The sequence below is a fragment of the Streptomyces sp. NPDC060184 genome, assembly GCF_042728795.1.
Classification (GTDB): Bacteria; Actinomycetota; Actinomycetes; order Streptomycetales; family Streptomycetaceae; genus Streptomyces.
Window position 1 is genome coordinate 24,994 of the sequence record NZ_JBHWYX010000043.1, and the last position, 12,771, is coordinate 37,764.

The following is a 12,771-nucleotide window of genomic DNA, read 5'->3' on the forward strand; positions in this document are numbered from 1 at the left end:
CGCAGAGCCGGTTCCTCTCAGCGTCGGCCGGGACGCCGGCGCCGCAGACCACCGCTCCGGCCGGCGAGGACCAGCATCGGAACGGTGAGCAGTACGCTGATGAGGATGGGCACGATCGACGTCTCCAGACCGAAGGCGCCGCCGTTGAGCAGGGCGGATCCATGGGTGTCGACCGTGAACAGGCCCTGGGGAGTCTGCCCGGAGACCGGGATGCCGAGCAGCTGCTCGGCGGTGTTCCAGGCGAAGTGCAGACCCACGACGAACCAGATGCTACGCCGCCACAGGAACGCGGCCCCGAGCATCACCCCCGCCTCCACGGCGATGGCGAGCCCACTCCACACGCTCGCTCCCGGAGCACCGAGGTGGGCGACGCCGAAGAACAGCCCGGTGATCACGAGGGCGGCCCGGCTGCCCCACCGAGCTTCCAGCGCCTGGAGGGCGAACCCGCGGAACATCAGCTCCTCGGTGACCGCGGCGCCGGTCTGCACCATCACCGCGGAGAGGGTGACGACGAGGAAGCCCTTGCCCGCCCAGGAGAACGAGTAGCCCCCGAACGCCGTGATGAGGAGAGTGGAGACCAGGACGAAGACCAGCCCGACCGCGCCGCCGCGCAGCGCCTCCCGGCCGGCTCCCTGCCGGGCGACCTCGGGTACGGAACGTCCCGCGACCCGGCGCATCACCACCCCGTACACGGCGACCGCGGCGACCGCGCCGAGAACCGGTACCGGACCGGGGCCGGTCGCGGTCAGCGCCGAGACCACGCCGACACCCGCCATGCCCGTCAGCATCCAGCCCAGCGGAGAGCGGACGACCCGGCCGACACGGCTACCCCGCCCGTCACCGTCCTTGTCCGTACGGGATGCTGCGTCGTCGTGCTGTGCGGTGGACGGTGTGCTTTCCATCGTGACCTCCCTGGGGCGACGGTCGCTCCCACGGCGACCGCTCCGACGACCACGCTAGAAATCCGCAGGGCCGCGCGAATCACCCGCGCAGGGACGGTCCGGGTAGCTCTCGCGGGGGATGCGCGACGCCCGTCGGCCCGGCTCCGGTCATGGCGAGATCCCCCCGGGAGAGCCGCTAACTCGATTAGCAGGAGCGGGATTTGCGTGGAGAGCGACCCCGTCGACTTGGCGCCCGATCGACGGCCGAGCGGAACGGCCCGCAGAGAAGCGCAGTCCCGGGCCGGAACTGTGGCTTCCGTCATAGCGAACACGATCTTGTCCTGGTGAGATCGCCAGATGCTCGGCTTCCTCCTTCGCCTCCTACCCTTCTGGGTCCGTGAGCCCCTGCTCATCGTGGTCGGGTCGGTCTTCGGCGTACGCATCATGTTTCTCGCCGTCAGCGAGGAGGAATGGGGGCCGGCCGCGATCGGCATGGCGTTCCTGGTGTTCACCGCGCTGCGTGTCCACACGGTGGTACGGGCCCTCCGCGCACGTCGGAACCCGAACCCGGCAGTTCATGGGGACGGGGCCGTCTCCGACGCTATCGTCCAGCCGCAGCCGCAGCCGCAGCCGCAGCCGCAGCCGCAGCCGCAGCCGCAGCCCCACCAGAGCCCGCAGCCGCGGGCTCTGGTGGGGCAGGTCCCCGCCCCGGCCCCTCCGGAGAAGGAGCCCAACGCGTGGGGTCAGGCCGCCGCGGCCTTCGGCGTGTTCGCGGCGCTCGGGGTCGCGGTGTGGCTGGGTCCGCATCTGATGCCCACCGACGACAACAGCACGCCCCAGGCCGCCTCGTGTCAGAGCGGGGGAGACGAGGAACTGCCGAGCGCCTACAAGGAGACGCCCCAGGCCGTCACCGCCGACCAGTTGTGCACGGCGCTCAACAGGCCAGACCTGGCCAAGCTGCTCGGAACGCCCACGGAGATCGCGACCGTGGCATCCGGCAGCAGCAACACCGCTCTCCTGACCGACGGGAAGGTCGCCCAACCCGAGGCCGAGGTGCAGTTCGACACCTACACGGTGAACGTCTCGGCCACGTACAACGAGCTTTCGATCGCCCAGTACGTGAAGTTGATGGAATTCGGGGAGGAGACGGACATCAAGACGCTGTCGGTCATGGGCCGGCCCGCGGTTCTCTCCTCGCAGCACACCATGGCGTTCGAGATCAATCTCGGGAGCGATGGTGGGTCCGGCGGACCCGTCGAGCAAGGCCCCCTCGCCAGATCGCTGTCCGTCGCCTTCGACGGGAAAGACCGGGGTGGCTACTACGACATCACCGTGTGGAGCGAGTCCGGAGCGTTCCCGGACGACCGCGCACTCCTCGACATCGCCGAGGCGGTTCTTCCGACGATCCCCGAACGGCATGTGTGACCGGGGAATGTTTCGCACGTGCGGTCGGCATCGCCACTCGGGCGGGCGTCAGCAGGTCGACCGCGCAGCGCTGCCGGGGATGCCTGCAGAACAAGGGGGACACTCCAACTGCCCCTGTGTTGAGGCGACACGGGCAGGCCGGACCCCCCTACGGGCATGACCGCACGATCGGGTTGAACAGCCCCGGCCCCTCGCCGCCTTGCCGCCGCGGCACGTAGCCCCTGTTGTCCGTACGGGACTCGCCAGCGCCGTCCCGGTTCCTCGGGGGCGGTCCGTCGTCCAGGTACAGGAGGCGACGGAGCAAGTCCTCGTGGTCCCCTGAGAGCTCCAAGACTGGTCGTCCTAAGTGCCTGGCCGCTCACCTCCGCTCGCCCGGTGAGGACCCGGCTCCGTCGTGCTTCAGCCTGAGCGCAGAGACAGCCCCTCACTGAGGACTGCTCCAAGTAGCCCAACTGGCCAACTATGTGAGAGGCGAGCCATACACTCGCTGCGCGACCATCACAGGGGCGCAAGATATGGGCGACGAAGCTCGGCAAAGAAACTGCAAAGCGGTTGGAAGGGGGCAGGTCGCGAAGGGTGCTCTCCGCGCGAGCGGAGGTGAACCGCGCCGACGGAGCCCGCCGCTGCCGCGGGCGCCGTGCTCTCCGCGCGAGCGGAGGTGAACCGACCTTGGTGGCGGTGACGCGGATGATGCGGGAGTGCTCTCCGCGCGAGCGGAGGTGAGCCGGTCTGGAACGCGACCGCCGCCAAGATCCCTGGATGCTCTCCGCGCGAGCGGAGGTGAACCGACCTCTTCCCCCCCGCGTCGGTCTCGCCGTCGCCTGCGGTCCACGCCGTGGTGGACGACGGAGGCGGTGGCGGTTTCTCCTTCGGGGAAGAGGGTGACCGAGGTGCCGCGAGCGGTACATCGGCCGGGGAGGGCCAACCCCCGTTGGCCCTTCGGCTCTGCACTCGCTGGCGGAGTCTCTGGTGGCCGCGCTCGACTTCCGTGGTCGTCCGCCGGGTGCCCGGCAGTGTGGACAGTTGGTGGGCCTGGTGGCTGCCGCTCTGGACGCGGGTTGGGTCGAGCGGGATCTGAAGGTGTACCTGGATCTCGGGGGTGCTGCGGTGAACTTGGCTGCGGCGGTGTACGCGCACCGTCTGGATGCGGGTGAGCTTCCGGACCCGGCGGCGGCGTTCCGCGCGGCCTCCAGGCGGCCTCTGGTGGGTACGGACGCGGCCGTGCACGGGCGGATGCCGCTATCGCCAACTGGGTGGCCACAGGCCTTACACGGACCCGTAGAGGCGTGTCGAGGAGGAAGCCGCAGCCGGTCTGCCGCCGGAGGGTGCGCAACGGTATGCGCACTGCGCCGACGGAGCGTGCGACCCGGTCACCCGGACGCGGCTGAAGCTGAACATCGAGGGCGAGTTGAGGCCGAGCCCGCGCCCGCGGTGCCACCCGGTGATGAAGTTCTGAAGTGGCTCGGATTGGGGGTGCACGGTGGTCGGCCGTTCCGCCAGACTGAGGCGATCGAGGAGGGGGTCGTCGAGTGCACATGACCACGACTGATTCGCCGATGACGGGGCGCGACATAGCGTTGAGTTGGATGATCTGGGGTGATCAGGCCCAAAGTCTGACCGAGGCCTACTCCGGTCTTGAGGCCACGGCGAGGGAGCAGGGGGCTGACGCGGTCATCGGGGTGCGTTTTGTCACCGTGTCGAACACCTACACACGGATCGGCTTTCTGTCTGGTGAGTCAATCGAGACCCTGACGGTGTATCAGGGATACGGCACCGCCATCCGCTACTCCTGATCGCCGAGGGCGGCAAGAGGGCGCCCTCGACCACGGATGACCGCGCAGTGTGCTCTCCGCGCCAGCGGAGGTGAACCAGTGGAAGGCGGCGTTCTTCGCGAAGCGCCGCTGGGCTGTGGCGCCAGCAACGGTCGCGGACGGTCGATGACTCGATCAGCGGCCCACTTCGAGCCCCGAACTGTGAACCAGGGTGGTGCAACGTCAAGTTTGTGCGCCAGCAGGCCACGACGAGCAGCACCCGATCCTCCAGCGAGAGCTGCCAGGGTCGACCCCGGAGCGGCGCGTCGGGCTTCCTCTCAGCGCACTGTGGTCACCAACTTGCCGAAGGCGCCCCGGGGCCAGCCCGGCGAATGGGTCACCCAGGACGACTCCGCCGCCGTGATCACACCAACCTTGCGAGAGATCATTTCGGTTGCCGACGCGCTCCCCACAACAGATCCTGAGCACTGGACAAGCCAGGAGGGCAGGATGGGGCTCGTGCTCTTCCCTGGAGACGGCGATGTGACCAGCCCGGACATCTCCTGGTCCTACACCGGCTTCAGCATGTTCAGGACGTGGCTGGCCCAGGCCGAGGGGTTCGTCCTCGCGGAGATGTACGGCTTCGGCGGAGACCGCTTGTGGACCAGCGTCTCCACAACGCTGGCACCCCTGCTCAACCATCCGGATGACGCCGGCCCGAACCTCACGCCCGCCCAATGCGCGGCCATGCTGCCCCGCCTGGAAGCAATCATTGACGAGCGCCAACGCGATGGCAGCACCCCCGTTCTCGGGCGACCTGTCGATGACGCCTGCCAGCTGGTCACCGTTATGAAGTTCTGCTTGAACAAAGACGTTGAGGTCATCTTCGGCTGACCGCCTGACCGCCTGACCGCCTGACCGCCTGACCGCCTGACCGTCCGACCGCCTGACCGTAGGCGCCTGCGAGGCAGAGTTGGTCCTGATCTGGCCGGCCGTGGATCTGGGCGGGGAGAGGGAGCGGTCGCGATAATTCGCGTGTGATGAGTCGCTTCAGCTTGTCGCTCGCGGTCTTGGCGGTTCTGGTCAGTGCCATGCTTCTCACGGGCGGTGTTCAGGCGTATATGTCCGGCGAGTCCGCCTGGTTGGTTGGCCTTGCTTGTTCTGTGCAGGTGGCAACCACCTGGCAGTTGGCGCGGGAAATCGTGCGACGCCGCAAAGGAGTGGGATGAGATGCCCCGGGTGAGCGAGACACCAGCGAACACCTTGCGATTCCGCTTCGACGGTCCGGGAGACGCTTCGGTCCGGGTGTTCGGACCCTCCTTGAGCGCCACCTGTCACGTGTTGTAAAGGCCTTCCGGCGAAGTCCAGTTGACGCGATGGAGGAGAGGCGCAGCCTCCCGGTCAGGTCCTCGTGGTCCGAGGGGTGTCCGCATGGTCTGTGGGGGCGGCGTGAGAGGCGAGCCGCGCAGAGGCCCCACCGAGTGGGACCCCGGTGGGGCGTTCTGGAGAGGTGTCGGACACGGTGCTGCCGGTGGCGGCGCCGACCCCACGAAGTGCGCGTAGGCGCCTCCGCCCCGCGGTCGGAGCCATCGAGGCGGGCCGCCGGGGTCACTGCCCGCCTCCGGAAACTCCTCCTCCGCCTCTCTCTCGCCCCCCAACTGCGGAGCCGGTCGTCGACGCCCGGCAGAGTCTCCTCCGATCGGCCGTCAGGCGGCGTGCGGCCGGGCCTGCTCGAGGAGTTGCTGGATGCGCAGCCCTCGGGCGGCGTCGATGCCGGTGCCGGTCCTGGTGCGCACGGCGTCGGCGAACTCGCGGCGGAGCACCGGCCAGCACTCCTCGTGGTCGATGCCGGCGGTGTCGTAGACCAGTTCCTCACCGGGGCCGAAGAGTTCGATACGGGTCCGGGCGCGGGGGAGCCGGACGCTGCCGGAGAGGGATGCCTGGCTAACCGCACCGTTCTCGTGTTCGCACGTCAGCTCGATCCAGCGGCGGGGGTCGCCGGTCCCGCGTACGGAGACGATCGGGGCGACGGCGCTGTCGAGCAGGTCCAGCAGGTGCGGGCCGAGGTCGAGCAGCGCGCCGTGCTCCAGACGCCACGAGGTGGCGAACTCGCCGCCGAGGAAGGCCCCGTGGAGGTAGCAGGAGCGGGCACCGGAGACCTCGCGGCCGGCCGCTTCCGCGAGGAAGGCGCGGGTCGTCGGGTGGTAACGCTTGGTGAGGACGAGCTGCGAGACAACTCCGTGCTCGGCGACCGCGTCGGCGACCGTGCGGGCGGCGGCGAGGTCGGCGCCGAGCGGCTTCTCCAGCAGCAGCGCCTTGCCGGCCTTCGCGGCGCGGGGGGCGAGTTCGGCCTGTACGGCGGGCGGTACGGCGAAGGCGACCGCGTCGCAGCCGTCGAGCAGCTCCTCGAAGGAACCGGCGGCGTGGCTGCCGTACGTGCCCGCGACCTCGGCGGCGGCCTCCGGGCGGCGGGCCCAGACGCCGGTGAGGGTGGTCTCGGGTCCGGCCGCCAGCATCCGGGCGTGCATGGTGCGGGCCCACGGCCCCGCTCCGACCAGGCCTACGCGGACCGGCGGGTACGTCCAGGCGCCGGTCGGGGTGCTGGTGGCGGGGGGCTGGGACATGACGTTCTCCATCGGGGGTGCGGGGCGAAAGGCGTGCGGGTGCTGGGCGAAAAGGCGTGTGGGCTCGGGGCGATAGGCGTGCGGGCTCGGACGCGCGCGGCCGGGTCGGGTCCGGCCGCGCGCCTCGGGCGGTCGGATCCGGGTGATCCGGGCGATCCGACGTGATCCGACGCGCATGGTCAGACGCGGCCCAGGCGGGCGTCGGCGCGGTCGGGGTCGTAGAGGCGATCGACGACCATGACGGCGGCCCCGGCGAGGGCCGCGCGGTCGCCGAGCGAGGTGGTGACCACCTGGAGGTGGGCGGTGGTGCGGGGCATCGCCCGCTGGTAGAGGAGTTCGCGCACCCCGGTGAGGAACGGGGTGCTGGCCAGGTCGCCGCCGAGCATCAGGACGCCCGGGTTGAGGAGGGTGACCACGGTGACGAGTACTTCGCCGACGCGCTGTCCGGCGGCGCGGGCGAGCCGGAGGGCGTCGGGCTGGCCGGCGGCGAGGTGACGGCGTACGTCGGAGCCGGAGGCGGTGGGAACGCCGGCCGCGGTGAGTTGTTCGGCGATGGCCCGGCCGCTGGCCACGGCGGCGAGGCAGCCGTAGGAGCCGCACATGCAGAGCGCGTCGGGCCGGTCGTGCAGGCGGATGTGGCCGATGTCGCCGGCGCCGCCGTCGATGCCCCGGTACATCTCGCCGCCCACGACCATGCCCGCGCCGATGCCGGTGGACGCCTTCACCAGGACGAACGCGCCGCAGTCGGCGTAGTTCTCGCGCTGTTCGGCCAGCGCCATGAGGTTGGCGTCGTTGTCGACGTAGACGGGGAGCTGGTCCGCGTGCGCGTCCGGGCTCAGAGCGGTCGGGCCGAAGGCGGTCGGGCCGAGGTGCGCGGCGAGCGCGGCGCGCATCCGCTCGCGGACCGGGAAGCGGTCCCAGCCGGGCATGATCGGCGGCTGGACGACCTGGGCGCTCTCCCAGTCGACGGGTCCCGGCACGGAGAGGCCGACGCCGCAGACCCGGTCCGGAGCGGTCCGCGCCTCCTCCAGGAGCGGGCCGAACCAGCGGGCGAGCCGGTCGAGTACGGCGTCGGGGCCGTCCGCGATGACCAGGCTCCCGGTGCGTTCGGCGAGGACCTTCCCGGACAGGTCGACCACGGCGGCACGGCCGTGCCGCGTCTCCAGGTCGGCGACGAGCACCACGGCGTGCGTGGGGTCGAACTCCAGCCGCGCGGAGGGGCGTCCGCCGGTGGAGGTGCCGGTCGCGCCGCGCAGCCAGCCGGCTTTGAAGAGCTGGTCGAGGCGGTGCCCGACGGTGGAGCGGGAGAGGCCGGTGGCCTGTTGGAGCTCCCCCCGCGTGGTGGCCTCGCCGCTGCGGATGAGCCGCAGCAGGTGTCCCGCGCTCGCCTGGTTTCCTGCCATCGTCGCCGTCCTCGTCCCGTCTCTCGTGCCCCCGCGGGCCGGCCGTACGGCCGCGCCTCCCCCCGGGCGCGGCCACCAGTGACCCGGCGTCAGCCGGATCCGCTCGGTGTCAGGTTGTCAGCCCTTGTCCGCGCCGCTGGTCAGTCCCTCGGTGAGGAGCCGCTCGGAGGCGAAGAAAAGGATTACCACGGGGATGGTGAGGATGACCGAACCGGCCATCAGGACCGTCTTGGAGACCTCGATGCCGTTGGCGAGCTGCTGGAGGCCGAGGGAGACCGTCCACTTGTCCGGGTCGGCGGCGAGGAAGAGGAGCGCGAAGAGGAACTCGTTCCAGGCGATCATGAAAACGTAGAGCCCGGTCGCCATCAGGGTGGGCAGGGCGAGCGGCAGGATCACCTTGCGCACGGTCTGGAGGCGGGAGGCGCCGTCGATGGCGGCGGCTTCCTCGACGGAGAACGGGATGGTGACGAAGTAGTTCTTCATCATGTAGATCGAGACCGGGACCGTCTGCGCGATGTAGACGATGGCGAGTCCGACGAGGCTGCCGGAGAGCCCCATCTTCGCGAACATCACGAAGAGCGGGACGGCGAGCAGGGTGGCCGGGAAGAGGTAGACGGCCAGGAACAGGGCGCTGACGTGCCGGCTGCCGAAGAACTTGAGGCGGCTGACGGCGTACGCGCCGGGGACGGCGGCGGCCAGGGTCAGGGCGACGGTGGCGAGGGCCACCAGGGCGGAGTTGCCGAGCATCCCGAGGAAGCCCTGGCCGCCGTCCTCGGTGGACTTCAGGACGCTGCGGTAGGTGTCGAGGGTGAAGTCCTTCGAGGAGACCCAGAGGTTTCCGGGGTCCACCAGGAGCGAGTCGATGGGCTTCACCGACAGCAGCAGCATGTAGTAGAAGGGCACGATCGTGATCACGGCGAGGAAGGCGATCACGACCCAGCGGGCGATGCCGAAGAACCGGTCCTCGAACTGGGCGCGGCTCATGCGCGCCCGGCGCGGGGCGGGGGTGGCGGCGCCGGTGGGCCGGGTGGGCTGCGGCCGTGTCACGGACGGGGCGTGGGTCATGCCGACTCCTCCTGGACCTTCTTGCCGAAGAACATGAAGTAGAGGCCCAGCAGGACCATGAGGACGAGGGCGAGGATCAGTGCCTGGGCGGAGGCAGCGCCGACGTCGAAGCGGGAGGTGAGGAAGTCGTACACGCGGACCGCGACGACGTCCGTGCCCGAACCGCCGCCTGTGAGCAGGTAGATGTCGTCGAACTTGTTGAACGTCATGATGAAGCGCAGGACGGACAGCAGGGCGATGACGGGCATCATCTGCGGCAGCAGGATGTGGCGGAAGCGCTGCGAGATGGTGGCGCCGTCGACCGTGGCGGCCTCCTCCAGGCTGTCCGGGACCGCCTGGAGGCGGGCGAGCATGAAGAGGAAGGCGAACGGGAAGTAGCGCCAGGACTCGAAGGCGATGACCGTGAGCAGCGCCAGCGGTATGTCGAAGTGGGCCCCGAGCAGGCTGACTTCGTAGGAGCGGGTGGAGAGGAAGGCGATGGGGTCGTCCCATCCGAGGAGCTTGCTTCCCCACTCGTTGACGATGCCGTACTGCGGGCTGAGGGCCACCTCCCAGACGAAGGAGACGGCGACGACCGGTGCGACGTACGGCAGAAGCATCGAGGCGCGCAGGATGCCGCGGCCCCGGAACGGCTTGCGCAGGGCGAGGGCGGCGACCAGCCCGAGCACGATGGAGCCGGCGGTGGCGCCGACCGTGTAGAGCAGCGTGGTGCCGAGGCTGCTCCAGAAGCCGGGCGACCCGAAGACCTGCTGGAAGTTGTCCAGGGTCCAGTGGCCGAAGAGGCCGTTCTCCTGGATGTCGACGAGCTTGGCGTTCTGGAAGGCGAGCAGCACGGTCCACAGGATCGGCAGGATCACCACGACCAGGACGACCAGGAAGGTCGGGGTCACGAAGGCGAGGCCCGCGCGGTTCTCCCGGCTGCTGGTGGTCCGTGGGCTGCCGCGGCGCACCGTCGCGCCGCTGGTTTTCGTACTCATGGGTCGGTTACCTCGGGGGGAGAGCGGCCGTGGGGCTACTGGAGGGACTTCTGGAGGGCTGCCACTTCGTCGTTGGCTTCCTCGGCTGCCTCGTCGGGTGAGGACTGGCCGCTGGTCATCGCTCCGATGGCCTTGGCGACGGGCAGTTCGCCGTTGGTGGCGCCGACGAGGGCGCCCTGGCCCTGGGCGAGGCCCCACCGCTTCATGTCGCCGACTCCGGAGACGAGGCGGTCGAGGAGTTCGGAGGGGTAGGCCTTCTGCATGGACTCGCGCTTGTCGACCCCCATGACGCTGGCGCGCCAGGCCTTCTGGAAGGCACCGGGGTCGGTGGCGGTGCCGGTGCGGACCGGGATCTTGCCCTCGGGGGCCATGCCGAACCAGTCCTCGTACCCCTTGTCCATCATGTACTCGATGAACGTGGCGGAGGCGCCGGTCTCGGCGGTCTTGGTGACCGCCCAGGAGGTGATCTCGCCGAACTGGGCGGGTTCCTTGCCGTCGGGACCCTGGAGGGAGGTGACGATTCCCGTGTTGCGGGCGAGGAACCCGGGGTCGTCCTTGCACGCGGCGCAGCTGGGCAGCGCGTCGGAGCGCAGGCCGGCCAGCTCGTCCAGGAGGAACGAGGACCAGACCATCATGGAGGACTTGCCGGAGAAGTAGGTGGCCCGGGTGGAGTCCACGGTCTGGGTGCCGGGGGCGCCGTGCTTTCCGCCCAGTTCGTCGTAGGCGGCGAAGGCGGTGCGGCAGGCGGGGGAGTCGAGGGCGGGGGTGCCGTCGTCGTCGACGAGCTGGCAGCCGTTGGCGAGGGCGAGGTCCTCGAAGCTCTGCTGGGTGAAGGCGTCCGAAGGATCGGTGGCCAGCGAGATGCCGTCGGTGGAGCCCTTGTCGAGCGTCTTGGCCGCCTCGATCGCGCTCGCGTAGGTGTCCGGTGCGCCGAGCCCGGCCTTGGCGAAGAGGTCCTTGCGGTAGACGAGGAGCTGCAGCCAAGCGTCGGAGGGGACGGCGAGGGTGGTTCCGGCGTCCTCGGTGAGGGAGAGGGCGTTGGCGTTGAAGGTCCCGGCGTCCAGGTCCTGGACGACCTTCCCGGCGACCTCCGTGTTGAGCAGGCCGCTGCCGTACATCTGCCAGACCTGGCCCATGGGGACCGCGCCGATGACGTCGGGGAGGTCGCCCGCGGCTGCTGCGGACATGATCAGCTGCGGCAGCTGGGCCTCGTCCACGCCGACCAGGTCGACCTTGATCCCCGTCTCCTTCTCGAAGCGGCCGACCACCTTCTTGGTCGCCGCCATGCGCGGCGCCAGGTTCTCCTGCGACCACACCGTGATCCGGTTGTCCGGCTTCTCGGCACCGGTGCTGCCGGAGCAGCCCGCGAGCAGGCCGGCGCCCAGGGTCGCGGCGAGTCCGAACAGGGCCGCCTTCGACCGTCGGGTCTTCATCACCATGCTGTGTCCTCACGCCACTTACGCACTTTCATGACGCATCTCAGCATCACTTTTGCTTGTTGACAAGACATAACTCTGAGATATCTTCGACCTAAGTCAGCAGCAGTTCCCTTCCCAGCACCCCCGGAGACCCCCGTGGAACGCGTCGTCCAGTTCACCGGCCCCCGCCAGGTAGAAGTCGCCGAGCACGAGAGCGCCGCCCTGCCGGCGGGCCACCTCCGGGTCCGTACGCGCTACTCCGGCATCTCCGCGGGCACCGAGCTCACCGCCTACCGGGGCACCAACCCGTACCTGACGCGGACCTGGGACGCCGAGGCGCGGCTCTTCCGCGACGGCGCCGCGGGCATCGAGTACCCGGTCGCCGGCTGGGGGTACTCCGAGGTCGGCGAGGTGACGGAGGTCTCATCCGAACTCGTCGACGTCCCCGGCATGCCGGTCGTGGGCGACCTGGTCTGGGGCATCTGGGGCCACCGCAGCGAGGGCATCGTGCCCGCCGAGCGCATGGTCGGCCACACCCTCCCGGCCGGACTGGAGCCGCTGGCGGGCGCCTTCGCCCGGGTCGGCGCCATCGCGTACAACGCGGTACTCGCCGCCGACATCCACCTCGGCGAAGAGGTCGCCGTCTTCGGGCAGGGCGTCATCGGCCTGCTCACCACCCGCCTCGCCCAGCTCAACGGCGCCCGCGTCACCGCCGTCGACGCCCTCGACGGCCGGCTCGACACCGCCCGCGTCTACGGTGCCCGCCGCACCCTGAACGCCCGCACCGACAGCGTCGCCGAGCGCGTCCGCGAGGCCACCGGCGGCCAGGGCGCCGACGTCGCCATCGAGATCAGCGGCGTCTACCCGGCACTCCACGAGGCCCTGCGCTCGGTGACCGTGGGCGGCCGTGTGGTGGCCTCCGGCTTCTACCAGGGCGACGGTGCCGGGCTGCGGCTCGGCGACGAGTTCCACCACAACCGCGTCCAGCTCATCTGCTCGCAGATCGGCGGGGTGCCCCCGCAGCTGGCCGGCCGGTGGACCGTCGAGCGGCTCCAGCAGACCTTCCTCTCCCTGGTCGCCGAGGGGCTGGTCGACGTGAAGTCCCTGGTCAGCCACGTTGTCCCGGTGGCCGAAGCCGCCGACGCCTACGTCCTGCTGGACGAGCGTCCGGCCGACGCCCTCCAGGTCGTCCTGGAGTTCTGAGCCGCTCCCCGGCCCACACCCGGT

Annotated in this window: 10 protein-coding genes and 1 CRISPR repeat array; of the genes, 4 read left to right on the forward strand and 6 right to left on the reverse strand. The window is 70.2% G+C overall.

The features are described 5' to 3' along the window. Positions 1 to 17: 17 nt before the first annotated feature. Positions 18 to 902: a CPBP family intramembrane glutamic endopeptidase gene (locus ACFWEE_RS25260; protein WP_386892371.1), complete on the reverse strand. Its 885-nt coding sequence runs from the start codon at positions 900 to 902 to the stop codon at positions 18 to 20. Between the two features lie 336 nt (positions 903 to 1,238). On the opposite strand from ACFWEE_RS25260, the gene ACFWEE_RS25265 reads away from it, so the two are divergent. The 3 genes from ACFWEE_RS25265 (at position 1,239) to ACFWEE_RS25275 (ending at position 4,951) form a co-directional block, all read left to right on the forward strand. After that, on the forward strand, positions 1,239 to 2,306 hold the full coding sequence (locus ACFWEE_RS25265) for a DUF6215 domain-containing protein (protein ID WP_386892372.1): 1,068 nt from the start codon (positions 1,239 to 1,241) through the stop codon (positions 2,304 to 2,306). Positions 2,307 to 2,882: 576 nt separating this feature from the next. Beyond that, positions 2,883 to 3,094: a CRISPR direct-repeat array (repeat unit 29 nt; unit sequence GTGCTCTCCGCGCGAGCGGAGGTGAACCG). A gap of 741 nt (positions 3,095 to 3,835) precedes the next feature. Next, positions 3,836 to 4,099, forward strand: a complete 264-nt coding sequence (locus ACFWEE_RS25270; protein WP_386892374.1) for a hypothetical protein — start codon at positions 3,836 to 3,838, stop codon at positions 4,097 to 4,099. A gap of 306 nt (positions 4,100 to 4,405) precedes the next feature. Continuing rightward, complete coding sequence (locus ACFWEE_RS25275; protein WP_386892376.1) at positions 4,406 to 4,951, forward strand: hypothetical protein; 546 nt, start codon at positions 4,406 to 4,408, stop codon at positions 4,949 to 4,951. Between the two features lie 812 nt (positions 4,952 to 5,763). Here the strand turns inward: ACFWEE_RS25275 and ACFWEE_RS25280 are convergent. From ACFWEE_RS25280 to ACFWEE_RS25300, 5 genes are all read right to left on the reverse strand, one after another. Next, positions 5,764 to 6,681 carry a Gfo/Idh/MocA family protein gene (locus ACFWEE_RS25280; protein WP_386892378.1) on the reverse strand — a complete coding sequence of 306 codons (918 nt, stop codon included), beginning with the start codon at positions 6,679 to 6,681 and terminating at the stop codon, positions 5,764 to 5,766. A 179-nt stretch (positions 6,682 to 6,860) separates the two neighbouring features. Continuing rightward, positions 6,861 to 8,084, reverse strand: coding sequence for an ROK family protein (locus tag ACFWEE_RS25285; protein WP_386892380.1), 1,224 nt, complete (start codon positions 8,082 to 8,084; stop codon positions 6,861 to 6,863). Between the two features lie 117 nt (positions 8,085 to 8,201). Continuing rightward, the gene (locus tag ACFWEE_RS25290) at positions 8,202 to 9,068 is read right to left on the reverse strand and encodes a carbohydrate ABC transporter permease (protein WP_386892448.1); all 867 of its coding nucleotides are present in this window, start codon (positions 9,066 to 9,068) and stop codon (positions 8,202 to 8,204) included. Between the two features lie 77 nt (positions 9,069 to 9,145). Then, positions 9,146 to 10,126, reverse strand: coding sequence for a sugar ABC transporter permease (locus ACFWEE_RS25295; RefSeq protein ID WP_327177461.1), 981 nt, complete (start codon positions 10,124 to 10,126; stop codon positions 9,146 to 9,148). 35 nt (positions 10,127 to 10,161) lie between these two features. After that, positions 10,162 to 11,565 (reverse strand): ABC transporter substrate-binding protein, encoded by a 1,404-nt coding sequence (locus ACFWEE_RS25300; protein WP_386892382.1) that lies wholly within the window; start codon positions 11,563 to 11,565, stop codon positions 10,162 to 10,164. 135 nt (positions 11,566 to 11,700) lie between these two features. Here ACFWEE_RS25300 and ACFWEE_RS25305 point away from each other — a divergent pair, with 135 nt between their 5' ends. Next, on the forward strand, positions 11,701 to 12,747 hold the full coding sequence (locus ACFWEE_RS25305; RefSeq protein ID WP_386892384.1) for a zinc-binding alcohol dehydrogenase: 1,047 nt from the start codon (positions 11,701 to 11,703) through the stop codon (positions 12,745 to 12,747). Positions 12,748 to 12,771: the final 24 nt, after the last annotated feature.